This is a genomic window from Arcicella rosea, from assembly GCF_040543805.1.
Taxonomy (GTDB): domain Bacteria; phylum Bacteroidota; class Bacteroidia; order Cytophagales; family Spirosomataceae; genus Arcicella; species Arcicella rosea.
On record NZ_JBEUMS010000005.1, the window covers coordinates 1 to 15,911 of the forward strand.

15 protein-coding genes are annotated in these 15,911 nt (G+C 34.3%); 7 read left to right on the forward strand and 8 right to left on the reverse strand.

Features of this window, described 5'->3' with window-relative positions; translation table 11 throughout:
- Positions 1–568: 568 nt before the first annotated feature.
- Positions 569–1,078, reverse strand: coding sequence for a hypothetical protein (locus tag ABID42_RS07775; RefSeq protein WP_367283151.1), 510 nt, complete (start codon positions 1,076–1,078; stop codon positions 569–571).
- A 342-nt stretch (positions 1,079–1,420) separates the two neighbouring features.
- Between ABID42_RS07775 and ABID42_RS07780 the strand changes: the two genes are divergently transcribed.
- Positions 1,421–2,470 (forward strand): sugar phosphate isomerase/epimerase family protein, encoded by a 1,050-nt coding sequence (locus ABID42_RS07780; protein ID WP_367283152.1) that lies wholly within the window; start codon positions 1,421–1,423, stop codon positions 2,468–2,470.
- Between the two features lie 115 nt (positions 2,471–2,585).
- Here ABID42_RS07780 and ABID42_RS07785 read toward each other — a convergent pair whose 3' ends face one another.
- Together ABID42_RS07785 and ABID42_RS07790 are read right to left on the reverse strand one after the other, a co-directional pair.
- Positions 2,586–3,680, reverse strand: a complete 1,095-nt coding sequence (locus tag ABID42_RS07785) for an AI-2E family transporter (RefSeq protein ID WP_367283153.1) — start codon at positions 3,678–3,680, stop codon at positions 2,586–2,588.
- 198 nt (positions 3,681–3,878) lie between these two features.
- Positions 3,879–4,778, reverse strand: a complete 900-nt coding sequence (locus ABID42_RS07790; protein WP_367283154.1) for a diacylglycerol/lipid kinase family protein — start codon at positions 4,776–4,778, stop codon at positions 3,879–3,881.
- Positions 4,779–4,825: 47 nt separating this feature from the next.
- On the opposite strand from ABID42_RS07790, the gene ABID42_RS07795 reads away from it, so the two are divergent.
- Positions 4,826–5,812: an App1 family protein phosphatidate phosphatase gene (locus tag ABID42_RS07795; protein ID WP_367283155.1), complete on the forward strand. Its 987-nt coding sequence runs from the start codon at positions 4,826–4,828 to the stop codon at positions 5,810–5,812.
- A gap of 54 nt (positions 5,813–5,866) precedes the next feature.
- On the opposite strand, the gene ABID42_RS07800 is transcribed toward ABID42_RS07795, so the two are convergent.
- Both ABID42_RS07800 and ABID42_RS07805 read right to left on the reverse strand, forming a co-directional pair.
- A complete protein-coding gene (locus tag ABID42_RS07800) occupies positions 5,867–7,069 on the reverse strand; it encodes an MFS transporter (protein WP_367283156.1) in 1,203 nt (400 codons plus the stop codon).
- Between the two features lie 63 nt (positions 7,070–7,132).
- Entirely contained in the window at positions 7,133–7,720 is a 588-nt protein-coding gene (locus tag ABID42_RS07805) for a Crp/Fnr family transcriptional regulator (RefSeq protein WP_367283157.1), read from the reverse strand.
- 125 nt (positions 7,721–7,845) lie between these two features.
- Here ABID42_RS07805 and ABID42_RS07810 point away from each other — a divergent pair, with 125 nt between their 5' ends.
- From ABID42_RS07810 to ABID42_RS07830, 5 genes are all read left to right on the forward strand, one after another.
- Positions 7,846–9,267, forward strand: coding sequence for an MBL fold metallo-hydrolase (locus ABID42_RS07810; RefSeq protein ID WP_367283158.1), 1,422 nt, complete (start codon positions 7,846–7,848; stop codon positions 9,265–9,267).
- 140 nt (positions 9,268–9,407) lie between these two features.
- Positions 9,408–9,818, forward strand: coding sequence for a rhodanese-like domain-containing protein (locus ABID42_RS07815; RefSeq protein WP_367283159.1), 411 nt, complete (start codon positions 9,408–9,410; stop codon positions 9,816–9,818).
- Positions 9,819–9,826: 8 nt separating this feature from the next.
- Positions 9,827–10,927: a c-type cytochrome gene (locus tag ABID42_RS07820; protein WP_367283160.1), complete on the forward strand. Its 1,101-nt coding sequence runs from the start codon at positions 9,827–9,829 to the stop codon at positions 10,925–10,927.
- Positions 10,924–11,403: a DsrE family protein gene (locus ABID42_RS07825; protein WP_367283161.1), complete on the forward strand. Its 480-nt coding sequence runs from the start codon at positions 10,924–10,926 to the stop codon at positions 11,401–11,403. The genes ABID42_RS07820 and ABID42_RS07825 overlap by 4 nt, the downstream gene beginning before the upstream one ends.
- A gap of 30 nt (positions 11,404–11,433) precedes the next feature.
- The gene (locus tag ABID42_RS07830) at positions 11,434–12,831 is read left to right on the forward strand and encodes a hypothetical protein (RefSeq protein WP_367283162.1); all 1,398 of its coding nucleotides are present in this window, start codon (positions 11,434–11,436) and stop codon (positions 12,829–12,831) included.
- A gap of 40 nt (positions 12,832–12,871) precedes the next feature.
- Here ABID42_RS07830 and ABID42_RS07835 read toward each other — a convergent pair whose 3' ends face one another.
- From ABID42_RS07835 to ABID42_RS07845, 3 genes are all read right to left on the reverse strand, one after another.
- Positions 12,872–14,443: a M61 family metallopeptidase gene (locus ABID42_RS07835; RefSeq protein ID WP_367283163.1), complete on the reverse strand. Its 1,572-nt coding sequence runs from the start codon at positions 14,441–14,443 to the stop codon at positions 12,872–12,874.
- 169 nt (positions 14,444–14,612) lie between these two features.
- Positions 14,613–15,323, reverse strand: coding sequence for a PDDEXK nuclease domain-containing protein (locus ABID42_RS07840; protein WP_367283164.1), 711 nt, complete (start codon positions 15,321–15,323; stop codon positions 14,613–14,615).
- A 287-nt stretch (positions 15,324–15,610) separates the two neighbouring features.
- Positions 15,611–15,847, reverse strand: coding sequence for a hypothetical protein (locus tag ABID42_RS07845; protein ID WP_184135379.1), 237 nt, complete (start codon positions 15,845–15,847; stop codon positions 15,611–15,613).
- Positions 15,848–15,911: the final 64 nt, after the last annotated feature.

Here is a 15,911-nt window from a genome sequence, read left to right on the forward strand (position 1 = left end):
GAGCAAGATGCTCTTCTCCGTTTGGGGTCGTAGGAACGCTTCGCTTAACCAACGACCAGACAAAGCGAAACAAACATTTAGTGACTATGATTACCATACCCCAAGGACGAGTCTAACTCGAGCTGATGCAACTCGAGTTTATCATACTCCTAAATATATCACAATACAAAAATAACAAATATGAATACTTATGTTTTTTTAGCTTTATACTTAGTATTATCTGTCATTTTAATAGTTTTATTAGTTCATATTAAAATTTATTTTTTCTTTATGGTGGAAGAAATGCGAAAAAAAGAGAACAAGATGTCGTTCTTTAAAACTTTTTGGAGAGCAAGTAATATAGGAATTGAAAATACAATAATATATCTGTTTACTTTGCCAGAAGAAAATTATGATGATGATATTTATACAAAAAATTATATTAAAAAGCATTTTTGGGTTACTTGTATACTGATATTTTTGATTCTTTTTGATTTTATTATAATGCTTTTTTAGACTAGCCCCCGCTCAGCGTAGTGTTTTACTACGCTGAACGAGAGTAAGGTGTGGAAACAAACTATCTTAATCTCTAATGTTTACGCTCAACCCAGTCAAGTTGAGTTATTTCACCATTAATAAACACAAACTGATATTCAATATAAGTATTTTCAATTGTATTAGAGAAAATATTATGTCCAATAAGGGCATCTAATCTAAGAAATTTCCCATCAAACTTCACGAAACTTATCTTAATCCCATCTTTTAGGTTTTTTAAATTTCTCCATGAAAAGTATTTACTTTCTTTCGGGTCGAAATCCTTAGATGGCTTTACGATTCTATCATAATAATTCTTAAACCGTGATTCATTATTAATTATATCATTTAAAGTATCACATTCTATTTTACCTCTTAGATATAATATAATATCTATATCTCCATCAGATATATTGCTATCAATGATAATTTTGTTATATTTTTTTTCTGTAAAACGAAAAGAATGTAAATTTTGAATAATTCTACATGCAACATCAAATTCTTTTTTTTGCGAAAAAGATGTCATACTAACCATACTTAAAAAAAACATTATTAATATCTTCATCTTATTTTTGTTTAGCCCATCTGGTCGTTGGTTAAGCGAAGCGTTCCCGTCACCACTTAAAAATCTTACTTTACAAATCTATCAAATCTTAAGAATATCTGAACTTGATGAAGTTGTTATTGCTACTGATTACCATTATAAACAAATCGAAGCAATAGGCTTGATTATCTGTTATTCTCAGTCACTTGTCGTTTTTCGGCTGTTTTTTTATGATAAATGAATTACTTTTGGGAGAATACAATTTATTGTACAATTATATCTAAGAATAATTAAAATAGATTTCTTTTAGATATTCTTTTGAAAGATATTTCAACTATATCAAAAACACTAAAACTGAAAAACATGAAAAACGAACAAAGCTCATCATCTTCTCGCCGCCAGTTTTTAGGAACTACTTCGGCTTTGGTTGCTGGTGCCGTATTAGGAGCTAACAAAATCTGGGGTTCTCCTGCCATTATTCGCCATCTAAATCAACCCAACTCACTCATTAATGGAGTACAAATTGGCGTTATTACTTATTCTTTCAGAGATATGCCCGACCAAAGTGCGGAAGCTACCCTGAAGTATGTACTGGATGCTGGCGTAAGTGCCATTGAATTGATGGGCGACCCGGCAGAGTCTTTTGCAGGGAAACCAAAAAATCCAGTGGATATGCGTGCTGTTTTCCCATTGATGAGAAAGAGAAGTGAGAAAAAAGAACTTACTGAAGACGAACAAAAAACCTTGGCAGAAGCAGAAACACAAATGAAAGCCTATAATGCCGAAGTAAGTAAATGGCGTTTGTCGGCTTCGATGGATAAGTTTGAACAGGTTCGTAAGATGTACAATGATGCAGGTGTGAAAATTTATGCTTTCAAACCGAATGCTTTCGGAATGCAAAATACTGATGCTGAAATTGAATATGGTATGAAAGCCGCCAAAGCTTTGGGAGCAAGTCAAGTGACGCTCGAACACCCAAGTAATGATGCTCATACGTTAAAATTGGGAACGATTGCCCAAAAGTATGGTATCAAAGTTGGCTATCATGGTCACGAACAACAAACGCCTACTTTCTGGGATACAGCTTTGGCACAATCGCCAGCGAATGCACTGAATATTGATTTAGGACATTTTGTGGCTGCGGGTAATCAGAATCCTTTAGATTTTATCAAACAAAAGCATGATAAAATTGTCAGTATGCACATCAAAGATCGCCAAACACCTGAACATGGAAAAGGCAATGTGATGTGGGGACAAGGCGATACGCCTATTACAGAAGTATTGAATTTGATGAAAACTCAAAAGTATAATTTCCCTGCTACGGTAGAATTGGAATACAAAATCCCAGAAGGCTCAACTTCGGTTGCGGAAGTAAAAAGATGCGTAGAGTATTGTAGAAAAGCTTTGAGTTAAATGTTTTTTCAGTCGAAAACCATTTTTTAAACAATAGCGAGTATCAAAAAAAGCTTAGGAGTAAAATCTTAGGCTTTTTTGGTTTTTATTATAACCTGATGAATTAATGTATGATTCATTTACGCTTACTGAGTTTTAATATTTGCTTGTTCAATTTTGTTAGCAAAGTATTCTCTTGGTTTTCGTATTCAATTTCGCCGATTAAAAAACCATAAGGTTTCAAAGATTCGATATGGTCGCAAACAATTTTTAAAATGGCTGTCAATGGTATCGCTAAAATAATTCCCGGAACACCCCAAATCAGCTCGCCAACGACTAAAGCAATGATGGTAAATAAGGGATTGATTTTGACTTGTGGTCCTAAAATAAGTGGTTCTAACACCCAACCTTGTATAAATTGAACGGTGCCATAAACTGCCACTATACCACCCAGTACAGAAAGAGGCGCACTGTGCAAAGCCGTTACCAAAACAGTAAGTGTAGTACCAGTAATGTTTCCAACGAAAGGCACAATTTCCAATAAACCACAAAGAATAGCGAAAAAGATGGCATTCTTTACACCTAAAATACTAAACCCGATGCTATACATAATCCACAAGCAAACAATCATTTTTGATAAGCCGAACAAATATTGTTGTGAAACGTGAGTGGCTTTGCTGAGAATTTCACTCATTTCTTGTTGCTGAGCAGGTTTCGCCAGTTTCAAGAAAAATTGTTTAATATGTTTCCGATAATACAAAAGGAAAAAAACGTAGGCAAGTAATAAAATAAGGTTCGTAATCAGTGAAGTAATAGAGGAGAAAGTCAATTGCATAATACTACTGAGCGAAGGCTGTTCTTGCTTTAATATGTTAGATTGTTGTTCAACCGAAATTCCAAGATGATTGAAGATATACTCTTGAGCTTCAACACCTGAAGCAATCGCTTTTTGTTTAATCAATTCAACATCGTTGACCAATTCTGCAATTTTCCAAGCAAGCAAAGCCACTAATCCCGACATAATCAACACCAAAGTGAGCAGGCAAATAAAAGCTGCTAATACTTTCGGAATACCATATTTTTCAAGAAGATTACTAAAAGGAATAAAAAGTGTAGCCAAAATACTGCCGATAAACAAAGGAATCAAAAATGCTTTAGCAAAAATTAAACCTGCAATAACTAGAAAGATAAGAAGCGTTTTTTTGATAACAGAAGTGTTAGTAATAGTCATAATTAAATCTTTGGTTAGCAAAAAGCCAAATGAATTGCTTGGACTTCACAAGAATATTTTGGAAGAAATAATCGCTTCGCAATTTTCAAAATATTTAGGTTTTATCATATTATAGAAGTCATTTTAGATGTTCTTTTCGAAAAATTTATTAAGATAAGTACTACTTAAGCTTTAGTCCTGTAAGCTAGAAATGGCGGTCTATGACACTTCAGGAACGATAATTTCAAGCGCATCAGGAATGATGTCGGCATTTACTTCTTTTACTTTGCCCAAATATTCTCCATCAATTTGAAAATGTACTTTTCTGACAGAACGCATTTTGAGTGATGAGGTCTGAAAAATCTCTATTTTTTCAGCATCGTATTCATCATTTAAAAATGTCATTTTGAAGATTTCATAAGGTGATATTTTTTTCAAAACCACAACTTCAAACAGACCATCATCTAATTTCCCAATTGGATTAATTACAGCACCACTTCCATATTGTGTAGCGTTGGCAATCACAATCATTTCTGCCTTTAAATGATGGATTTCACCATTGGTTTCAATCTCTATTTGCATCAAAGGATTTTGCCAAAGTACTTTTAAAGAGGCGATTAAATAGCCCCACATTCCTCTAATCCCTTGATGCTTAAATTTTTTCATCGCATAAGCATTCAGTCCAATATCGCTCAGATGAATACATAATTGTTCATTGATATTGGTTAAATGGACTTTCTTCGTTACTCCCATCAGTAGCGTTTCCAAGGCTTTTTCTGGATTATTGCTAATTCCTAATTCTTTTGCCAAGCCATTTGCAGAACCTGCTGGGAGTATCCCTAAAGGAATATGACTATGAATTAAAGATTCTGCAACCAATTTTACTGTTCCATCACCGCCAACAGCTACTACTTGACTAGGGGCAAACTGTGAAATTTTTTCTTTAATGCCCTCGATGGTACAATTCTTTTGTAAATCATATATTTCAATGATTGTTTTTTTTAAGACAAAGTATTCAGCGATTAATGAAGACCAATCTCTGGAGCTACTCCCTGCACCAGTATTGATGACAAAGAGTATTTTAAGGGTGTGTTTTTCAAGCATAAATAACTCGTTCATAATTGCGTTAAGCAATCTATTTTAGTACCTTTCAATTTTATATTATTATGACTAAAAAATCATACCAAGCCCCTGCCACCGTAAAAGTATATCATGGATATGGGCATCAAGATAATCTTATTGTTTATGGTCATGTTTTAGCAGGAAAACCGCCAAAGGCATCCACAAGTAATGGCGTTCTATCAAATATCAAACATTTAATTAAAATCTTTTCTGTTAAACCTATTGCTGGTGTTAGAGTACGCTTAAGATGGGAGAATCAGTTTTTTTATAGTACAACAGCCAAAGATGGTTTTTTTAAGTTTGAATGGAAATCCACCCAAAAGATTACTGCGGGTTGGCATGATGTATCGGTGGATTTAGTAAACCCTGAGAATAAAATATTAACTACTGGCGAAGGTAAAATTTTTGTACCAGAAGCTACTCAATATGGCTTTATTTCCGACATCGACGATACCGTATTGGTTTCGCATTCGGCTTCTACAGGGAAAAAGTTAAGAGTAATGTTTACAAAAAATCCACTGAGTAGAAAAACTTTTGCCGATGTAGTGAAGTTCTATAAATTACTTTCGTTGGCTCATACCGAACCCAGTTTATTGAATCCTTTCTTTTATGTATCCAGTAGCGAATGGAATTTGTATGATGATTTGAATGTCTTTTTTAAGCATAATCAATTACCAAAAGGTGTATTTTTATTGAACGAGATAAAACGTTGGTATCAATTATTAAAAACAGGGAAGACCAAGCATCAAGGAAAATTAATTAGAGTTGCAAGGATATTTGAAGCCTTTCCGAAGCAACGATTTGTATTATTGGGTGATAATTCGCAAAAGGACCCCGCTATTTATGCAGGAATTGCCAATAAATATCCTGATAGAGTAATGGCAATTTATATCAGAAATGTTAGTCCTAAAAAAGTAGGAATCACTTCATCCTTGATGAAGGCTATAAAAAATAAAGCCATCCATACTTGTCAGTTTGAGCATACAGACCAAGCCATTTCTCATGCAAAATCAATAGGATTAATTGTTTAGTCTGTTAATTTTTGTCACAGATTCTCGAACAAAATATTAAATTCCATCAACGCATTATTTTTCGGGCATTCTCACTTGAATAATAATTGATGACAGAATAGTAAGTACCCCAATGAAAACAATAGCATAATTCAAGCCCATCCAGTCGGCAATGATACCTGAAATGATAGCACCAAAAGCATAGCCTAAATCTCTCCAAAGGCGAAAAACACCAATGCTTTCTGCTCTTTGGCTAGGATTCGTTGCTTGCCCAATACTGCTAAGAAATGTAGGATATACCAAAGCCGTGCCAATTCCTAATAAAGCGGAAAGAATAGCCAATAAGTAGAAATTGCGGGTATAAATCAATAAAATAATAGCGATTCCTTGCAAAAACATTCCCCAAAAAAGCATTTTCTTTTTTGAAAGTACATCCGATAGGCGTCCTGTAACAATTTGACCGACACCCCAAATACTTGGATAAATAGCCGAAATAATGCCAATCTGAGGCGTCGCTAATTTTAATTGCCATAAGAGAATGGGCAATAAACCCCAAATCATCCCATCGTTCAAGTTATTGATGAGTCCTGCTTGGGTAACGGAACTCAAGGTTTTGTCTTTAACAGTAGTGTTCCAAAATACATTTTCAGCTTTGATGATGTTCGATTCTTTTCCTTCTTGTGCTACAAAATGGCGAGTATCATTCACCCAAAAGAGAGATAAAATTAACCCAACAACAGCCATGAAAATGCCCAAGTAAAATGGATAAGGACGAATGCCATAATTTTCGGCAATATATGCTGTAAGAAAAGCGACCATCCCAACTGATAAATAGCCCGCAAATTCGTTTAAACCCATTGCTAAACCTCTGTTTTTTTCGCCGACTAAATCCATTTTCATTACAACGGTACTGCTCCAAGTAATCCCTTGGCTAAAACCCAAAAGTGTATTGGCAACAATTACCCATTGCCAATTATTTGCATAAATCAAGATAAAAGGAATTGGCAAAGCCATCAACCAGCCGATTGTCAAGAGATTTTTCCTTCCTATTTTATCAGCAAAACGCCCTGCAAAATAGTTGGCAATAGCTTTACTAAAACCAAAAGCTGTGATAAAAGAAAGTATTGCTACTTTAGAAACAATTCCAAATTCATGTTCCGCCAATTGAGGAATAATAGAGCGCTCTAAACCAACCATTCCTCCCACAAATGCGTTGATAATCGCTAAAAGCGTGAATTGTTGCCAATTTTCTTTAAGCCCTAATTTTGCTTCCATCATTTTTAATCCTTTTTGCAAAGGTATGCTAGAAGATTTTTGCAAAATTTATCATAAGATAAATAATCATTTTAGTCCTCTGATACGGCTTAAACTTACTTGAGTAATACCTAAATAAGAGGCTATATATTTAAGCGGTACTCTTTGTAAAATGTTGGGAGATTCTTTCATTAAAGTATTATACCGCTCGTCGGCAAGATGAAATTGAATACTTTCCACTCGATTGACGGACTCTACATAGGCGGCTTCAAAGATTTTACGGAATAGTCTTTCAATCATTGGGAAGGTATCATACAATTTGAATAACTGTATAGCATCAATGGCTATCAGTTCCGAATCTTCTAGCATTTGTATGGCTTTGCGAGAAGGTTTGTTTGTAAAAAGACTTTCTATTCTTGCCACAATAGCACCTTCAAAAGCAAAGCTCTCAGTAATATCCATTTCATCTTTAAAATAATAAATACGAGCAATGCCTTTTTTGATAAAATAAATGGTTTTACAAGTATGACCTATTGGCTGTAAATCTTTGTTTTTTGAGATATTGACTGGTTTGCAAATGGCAGTGATTGCCTCAATGGCTTCTTGAGAAAGTGGTTGGAAAGTTTCAAAATATGCGATTAATTCTTTCAAGGAGATACAATATGCTTTTGACACAAATGTAGGCTTATTTTATAAAAACTGACAATAATCATAATGTTTATGTGAGAAATGTTACGGTAAATGTGTAAGGTTTCAACATACATTTGTTTAATATTTTTGTAAACAAACCACTAAAAACGATGAAAGTAGAGCAAATTTATACTGGATGCTTAGCTGAAGCAGCTTATTACATCGAATCGGAAGGAGAAGTTGCCATTATTGATCCATTACGTGAAACAAAACCTTATATAGACCGTGCTGAGCGTGACAAAGCACAGATTAAATATGTTTTTGAAACCCATTTTCATGCTGATTTTGTTTCGGGACATTTAGATTTAGCAGCCAAAACAGGAGCAAAAATTGTTTTCGGCCCCATTGCTAAACCAGCTTATGAAGCCATCGTTGCGGAAGATGGACAAGTATTTAAACTTGGTAAAATCAGTATCAAAGTATTGCATACGCCAGGGCATACGATGGAATCGTCTTGTTATTTATTGATGGATGAAAATGGGAAAGATGTTGCCATTTTTTCGGGCGATACTCTATTTATTGGCGATGTTGGTCGCCCAGATTTGGCACAACATGTGATAGCGGACTTAACACAAGAAAAATTGGCAAGCTATTTGTATGATTCTCTTCGCAATAAAATCATGCCTTTATCGGATGATTTAATCGTCTATCCAAACCACGGAGCAGGCAGTGCCTGCGGGAAAAATATGAGTAAAGAAACCACTGATACATTGGGGAATCAAAAGAAAGTAAATTATGCTTTGAACCCCGCATTGATGAAAGAACAATTTATAAAGGAAATTTTAACTGGCTTGACTCCGCCTCCAGCCTATTTCCCTAAAAATGTGTTGATGAACATTAAAGGTTATGAAAGTTTGGATACGGTAATAAACCGAAGTACCCAAGCCTTATCTCCTGAAACTTTTGAAACCGTAGCCAATGAAGTAGATGCCCTTGTTTTAGATGTTCGTGATGCTTCTGTTTTTGCCAAAGGTTTTATCCCAAAAGCCATTAATATCGGTTTAGAAGGACAATTCGCTACTTGGGTAGGTACTTTAATTCCAGATTTAAAACATCCAATTTTGTTAATTACTGAAAAAGGAAAGCAAGAAGAAGCCATTATTCGTTTAGCTCGTGTAGGTTATGATAATTGTATTGGCTTTTTGGAAGGCGGTTTTGAAGCTTGGGAAAAAGCAGGAAAGCCAATTGACCAAGTACAAAGCTTATCTGCAGAAGAGTTTAGTCAATTATTCAAAGAAAACCCAACATTAGCATATTTCGATGTGCGCAGAAAAAATGAGTATTTGTCTGAACACGTTGTTGGTATTGAGAATTTGCCTTTAGAAACGCTCAATGCTAATATGGCACAGTTAAAAAAAGACGAGCTTAATTATATTCATTGTGCAGGGGGCTATCGTTCGATGATTGCGATTTCAATTTTGAAAGCTCGTGGTTTTGATAATTTAGTAGATGTAAGTGGTGGTTTTTCAGCCATCAAAAAAGTAAGCAAATTAGCAGTGACAGATTACGTTTGTCCGACTTCACTTTTGTAATTCATCTATAATTATACATTTTAAAAAGGGTTTGGTATCTTCAGGATATTAAACCCTTTTTTATTTCTGTAACATTTATCACTGACAAGCTAGAGGAAGATTTTGCTATTTTACTTTCTCATATTTTAAAATTATTCATCATGAAAAAAAGATTGTTCTCAAAATTTGATTATTGGCTTGTGGCTATAATTTTTGTTTTATCTAGTTGCTCAAATCCTCAATCCGTTAAAAATATCAATAGCGACGAATTCAAAAGATTAATCGAAAGTAGCAATGCTCCGCTTGTTTTAGATGTAAGAACAGATATGGAAGTAGCCACAGGAGTTATTCCGGATGCCATTCAAATAGATTACACGGACGATAATTTTGAGCAAAAAATAACGCAATTAGATAAAAGCAAAACAGTATTTGTATATTGTGCTACAGGAGGAAGAAGTGCTGCGGCTGCCAGTGTTTTAGCAGGAAATGGGTTCGAGCATGTTTATAATCTTGAAGGTGGTATTGAGGCTTGGAAGGAAAAAGGCTTTGCGGTTGTAAAAAATAATAATTGATTGTCGTGATGAAATCTTCAGAAATACAAAAAACGCTTAGTTCTTTGTCGTCATCTTTTCGGTGGTTGTCAGTTACGATTGTCGCTCTGGTATTACTTATTATGTTTTTTATGTTTCAAATGACTTTGAGCGAAGTAATGCCCAATCAAACAGTAATAAGTACAGAAAATAAGCCAATACTTGCAATGCCTGATACAAATTTTACCCATCTTTGGCAAGCTCCAGCCGACTGGCGATTGATGCAAGTTGACGCTGAAACGAAGAAAAAAATACAATATGGCGAACAATTGATTGCCCATACCGCTGAGTATTTAGGTCCAAATGGAAGTGTAAAAATAATATCTAACGGAATGAATTGTCAAAATTGTCATTTGGATGCAGGCAGAAAAGCTTGGGGAAATAATTATGGAGCTGTTGAGGCTACTTATCCTAAATTTAGAGCTCGCTCTGGCAAGATTGAAAATCAAGTTAAAAGAGTTAATGATTGCTTTGAAAGAAGTTTGAACGGAAATACTTTAGATTCAAACAGTCGTGAAATGCAAAGTATTTTAGCTTATATTAAATGGCTAGGTTCTGATGTTCCTAAAAAGAAAATACCTCGTGGAGCAGGTATTTTTAAAGTTCCAATGTTGAGCCGTGCCAGCGACCCCGCTAATGGAAAATTAGTTTATGAAGCCAAATGCCAAACCTGTCATCAAGCCAATGGAGCAGGAGTACTCGCCGAAAATACCAAAGCTTATACCTATCCACCTTTATGGGGAAAACATAGTTATAATACTGGTGCAGGTTTGTTCAGAATCAGTAATTTAGCGGGTTATGTAAAATATAATATGCCTTTGGGCGTAAACTATGATAGCCCGCAATTAAGTAACGAAGAAGCTTGGGACGTAGCGGCTTTTATTAATTCGATGCCAAGACCTGAAAAGGATTTAAGTAATGATTGGCCAGATGTTGCTAGCAAACCCTTTGATCATCCTTTTGGTCCTTATACTGACCCTTTCACGGAAGAACAACATAAATTTGGTCCTTATAAAGCCATAAAAGATTGGCATAAAAGCCATGATAAAAAGAAAAATCAACTTAATAAAACCCCAATAGCTTCCTTATGAAAAATGTATTTATGGGCATTTTTGCCTTATTATTAATGACTTCAAGTTCATTAATGGCACAAAAACAGACAAGTATGAAAGAACACAAAATCGTATTTCATTTATCAACAGCAGATACTTCTGCTTATCGTTCTTTAACGAAACAATTAAATAATGTTTTAGCAGTTTGGACAGACGCAAAATTAGAAGTAGTGGTTCACAACAAAGGCATAGACTTTATGCGCAAAGATAAAAGTGTTTTAGAATCAGAAATTCAGGCTTTGAAAGATAAAGGCGTAGTTTTTGCCGTTTGTGAAAATACCATGAAGGCTCAGAAATTATCGAAAGACCAAATATTACCACAAGCCATTTACGTACCTGTTGGTTTGATAGAATTAGCGTTAAAACAAGAAGAAGGTTGGTCTTATATTAAGGCTGGCTATTATTTTTTGGTCAGTGTAACATTTGTCACAAAACTTGGTTGGGGCTTTTTATAATTTTGAATTAATAACAATTCAAAACCATTAATGACCAAACGATTGAGTGTCTTTTTGCCCATTATCTTGATGATTTCGCTTCAAGGTTTTGGGCAAAATTCTTTGGTTTCCACAGTGAATCCTAAAGATTCTATCAGTATTAAATATTTTTTTATAAAAGGAAAGTGGAGTGGACAAAGTCGATTCATGACAATGGTTACCGACAACGAAGCGAATCTATCTGACTACGCTGCCACAGCCATTGGTTTTGGCTTAACTTATCGTACTTTGGCATACAAAGGTTTTCAGTTTGGGATAAGTGCTTTTGTAAATCAGAACATTAATTCTCCAGATTTTACACAATTAGACTCTATCACCAAAACACCCAATCGTTATGAAATAGGTTTGTACGATGTCACGGATGTTAATCGAAAAGATTTATTGTTTCGTTTGCAAGATTTTCACATAAAGTATCAATTCAAAAAAGGTACAATCATCTTAGGAAATTATTTACCTAAAAATTTATTTATCAATGCCCAAGATGGTAGAATGTCGCCAACTTATGTGCAAGGTTTAGGAATAGACTGGAAAGTAAATAAGCAATGGAAAATCAAGTCCGATTGGATTTGGCGAATCGCTCCACGCTCTACAACTCATTGGTATTCTGTTGAAAACTCCATTGGTTATTATCCTACTGGCGTAAATCCAGATGGGAGTAAATCTCAATATGCCAATCAAATACAAAGTGCTGGTTTGGGGATATTAGAAATTTATTATCAACCAAAACCACAAATTACGGTAATATTAGGTGACATTTTGGTTGAAAATGTTTTCAATACAGCTTATCTGAAAACAGAATACAGCTTGCAAAAAGTAAATCATCGTTGGTTTTTCGGTACTTTATTAGTTAGACAAAATGCTACAGGAAATGGCGGAAATGCTGATATCGTCAAAGCATATTTTCCTGTAAATAATCGTTCATTGATTATCAATACTCGTTTAGGATATACTTTTGATACTTGGGAAAGTTCTTTGAATTTTGGAAGAATTACGGGAGAAGGGCGTTTCTTAATGCCCAGAGAATGGGGCGTTGAACAATTTTATACTTTTTTAGCCAGAGAAAGAAATGAAGGTGCGGGCGATGTTTGGGCTTACTCAACAAAATTAGGAAAATCATATTTTAAGAAAGCCTTAAAAGTAGAATTGGGCTATGGTTATTATCGTTATCCAGATGCCAAAAATACTCATCTGAACAAATACGGTTTTGCAGATTATACACAGTTTATTGGCAATATCAATTATCAGTTTTCAGGCTTTTTGAAAGGACTTTCGGCACAAGTATTATTTGTTAGAAAAGATAATCAAGGAGAAACGTACAACAATAAACGTTACGTGATTAATAAAGTAAATATGTCGCAATGGAATGTAATTTTCAACTATCAGTTTTAATTTCAGAGGCTATTTTAATTGAAAATAGCCTCTAAAATCATTATTCTCCTAACCAAGATTTTAAGATTTGTTCTTGTAATGGAGTTGGTTTTTCTAATCTTGCAATGCTTAGTTTTCTTTTTCCATTTAATTCAATTTCTTCTTTAATGCCTAGTCCAGCAAAGGCTAAATATTTACGATAATCCAACTCTTTGGTCGTATTAATGTATTCAAAAACATTTGCTAAGGATGCACCAGCAGCTTGTTCACAAGCAGTTTGGAATTCAGCATCAGTAAATCCACGATTCTGTTTTTTGTAATATTGCCAATAAAGTAAGCGCATCACATCATCCAGTGATTTCGTATTCTGACTAGCATTTCTGATAGCGAAATCTAATAATAATCCTACCAAAGGTCCTTTATCGTAATATGAAATTGTTTTACCAACTTCTTCGCCTTGCGTACCAAAAGGACCATCTTTCCAAGTATTATAACTCGCCTGACTCAAAGATTGATAGAAGCGACCATTGTTATTTTCTACAGCATTGATATTATGTTCTAAATTATTGAAAAGCGTTTTTTCATCCATCAAACCCGCTCTTTTTACAACCAAATATTCGTAATAAACCGTCAAGCCTTCACTTATCCAAAGTAAATTACTTCTGCTTCCTTTGTCGTAATCAAAAGGGCCTAATTCAAAAGGACGAATGCGTTTTACATTATAATGATGGAAGTACTCATGCGCTAGAAAATTCATTACTTGTCCCATCGAAGCGGTGGTTGTCAGTCCAGTTCCGTCGAAACTAACAGTTGTATTATTCAAATGCTCAATTCCTCCCCTTCCCGGTCCAATTCCGATAAAAGTATATTCATTGTATGGAATATCACCCATGATTTTCACTGCTGAACCGACAATTTTTTCAAGGTTTTCATTGAATAAATCACGGTTGAAAGTACCCATTTTATAGGCAATAAATTGATGATTAATGCCCTTTACTTTAAAACTAGGCAAGGATTCTAATTCACCAATGAGTAAGGGACAATCATACAAAATATCAAAATCTGGCGCTGTAAATTCATTACTTTTTCCAACCACTTTATCTAAACCTGTAGCAATAATATGCTTTGGTTGATTAGTTAAAACCTTTATGCTAACGGGAGTATTCAAAAATCCATCAATATAAAAAAAGGTATTCGTACAAATCACATAAGCGTGGTCGCTGTCTAAATAACTATTCGCTACAAACTGTCTTTTCGTTTTGATGTCATAGCTAACTGTAAAAGCTTTGTTTTTAGCACCAGTAAGCTTCCAAGTATTATCATTACTTTGTACAATGCTAAGTTTTTTGCCTTGTTGGTCTTTTGCCGAAATATTTTCTACTGATTTTGCATAATCCATTATTTGATAATAACCCGGCATCCATTTGGGCATTTTTAACGATAAAGTATCTTGCGACCAGCCACTTGCTTTTAGTTCTACATGGAAAGTATGGTTTTCAGGCTGAGGCATTGATAATGTATAAGCTAAAGTTTTTTTGTTTTGAGCCTCAGCGACATGAGAAATTGTTGTAGTGAAGATTAATAATAGCAATATGAGCGAAACATATTTTGTTGAGGTATTCGTTTTTTTCATTTCGATTAAAAGCCTTGTTGAAGAAGATGAATTTTAGTTGGTTTAATTACCAAATATTCATCATTATTCTTGAAAGACAAAGGAATCCTCAAAATTCAGGTAATTATACTTAATTCAGGAATGAGTATTGAGCTGTTAGCTTTGAGGGGGTAATTCCATTTATTAAATATTACTCTTCAACACCTATCCTTTTTATTCGCTCTAGAATTTCTCTATCTTTTTCTATTTCTGCTTTCAATTCTGCTTCCGTGGGTAGATAGGTTAAATATTTTGAAGCAAATAATTGTTTATTATCGTTTAGAACGGAATACTTTACGACCGCTTCATTTTTTTCTGAACACAAAATGATACCAATTGTTGGGTTATCATTCTCTTTTCTTTGAAGGTCTTCGTACATTCTAACATACATATCCATTTGACCAACATCTTGATGTGTCAATTTTCCCATTTTTAGGTCGATTAATACAAAGCAGTTAAGCAAATAATTGTAAAAAATTAAGTCGATTTTGAAGGTTTCGTCTTCTACTTTGATAATTTGTTGACGTTTTACAAAGGCAAATCCTTTACCAAGTTCAAGGAGAAATTGTTGAATATTATCCAAGAGCCCTTGTTCTAAATCACTTTCATATAATTTATGATTCGGGGAAATTTGCAAAAAGTCAAGGACATAAGGATCTCTAATAAAGTCAAGTGGTGATGGAGCTAATTCATTGATTTTTTGAATCCCTTCTTGTTTTATTTCTTCATCAAATTTACTTGATAATAATCTTTCATAGTATAAAACATTTATTTGACGTTCTAAGGCACGACTCGACCATATTTGATTAGCAGCTTCGTTCATATACCATTCACGAGCTTGATGATTTTTTACTTTTAACAAAATTTTATAGTGTGTCCAGCTCAGTTCTTTTCTTAAGTGCAACGATGTGCGTTCCAATTCACCATGCAGTGCATGGTAAATTAAATTGGGAACTCAAGATAAAATTGTCTAAAGTAACCTAAGTTACTCACAGAATAGCCATCGAGCTTGTTCTATAAGTAAGCGAATATCTTGATAAAAATTATTACTTGGTTGCATCCTTTGTTATAAATTTCTTGGAATTTAAAGTCAATTTATTTCTTATTTGCTGTATTTTGTTTATTAAAATCCCTTTTCTTCATAAAGAATTATTTAATCAAAAGACAATTCTTCATTAAATCCATTGCATATTTAATGTAGCCCGTTTCGATTGATTTTTTACCGTTGATAATAGCATAAAAAGTATTTACTTGAGATTCTTGCAAGGATAAATGTTTCATCATAGAATCTCTGAATCTGCCCGACCTAAATTTCGCATTACGCCCTCTTTGAAGGGTTTTCCATTGTGCTGTAAGGATGGCGGGGACAAATGCTTTTTCTTCCATGATTGTGATTAAATTCCAGTGCAATTTACGATTTATTTGGTTTTCCCACGAGATTCTCTCTTGG

Excerpts from the sequence above, each read along its gene's own strand:
- ABID42_RS07790 (WP_367283154.1), bottom strand. The coding sequence starts at position 4,778 with ATGAACGAGTTATTTATGCTTGAAAAACACACCCTTAAAATACTCTTT.
- ABID42_RS07780 (WP_367283152.1), top strand. The coding sequence starts at position 1,421 with ATGAAAAACGAACAAAGCTCATCATCTTCTCGCCGCCAGTTTTTAGGA.
- ABID42_RS07825 (WP_367283161.1), top strand. The coding sequence starts at position 10,924 with ATGAAAAATGTATTTATGGGCATTTTTGCCTTATTATTAATGACTTCA.
- ABID42_RS07785 (WP_367283153.1), bottom strand. The coding sequence starts at position 3,680 with ATGACTATTACTAACACTTCTGTTATCAAAAAAACGCTTCTTATCTTT.
- ABID42_RS07775 (WP_367283151.1), bottom strand. The coding sequence starts at position 1,078 with ATGAAGATATTAATAATGTTTTTTTTAAGTATGGTTAGTATGACATCT.
- ABID42_RS07845 (WP_184135379.1), bottom strand. The coding sequence starts at position 15,847 with ATGGAAGAAAAAGCATTTGTCCCCGCCATCCTTACAGCACAATGGAAA.
- ABID42_RS07830 (WP_367283162.1), top strand. The coding sequence starts at position 11,434 with ATGACCAAACGATTGAGTGTCTTTTTGCCCATTATCTTGATGATTTCG.
- ABID42_RS07810 (WP_367283158.1), top strand. The coding sequence starts at position 7,846 with ATGAAAGTAGAGCAAATTTATACTGGATGCTTAGCTGAAGCAGCTTAT.
- ABID42_RS07815 (WP_367283159.1), top strand. The coding sequence starts at position 9,408 with ATGAAAAAAAGATTGTTCTCAAAATTTGATTATTGGCTTGTGGCTATA.
- ABID42_RS07820 (WP_367283160.1), top strand. The coding sequence starts at position 9,827 with ATGAAATCTTCAGAAATACAAAAAACGCTTAGTTCTTTGTCGTCATCT.
- ABID42_RS07795 (WP_367283155.1), top strand. The coding sequence starts at position 4,826 with ATGACTAAAAAATCATACCAAGCCCCTGCCACCGTAAAAGTATATCAT.
- ABID42_RS07835 (WP_367283163.1), bottom strand. The coding sequence starts at position 14,443 with ATGAAAAAAACGAATACCTCAACAAAATATGTTTCGCTCATATTGCTA.
- ABID42_RS07800 (WP_367283156.1), bottom strand. The coding sequence starts at position 7,069 with ATGATGGAAGCAAAATTAGGGCTTAAAGAAAATTGGCAACAATTCACG.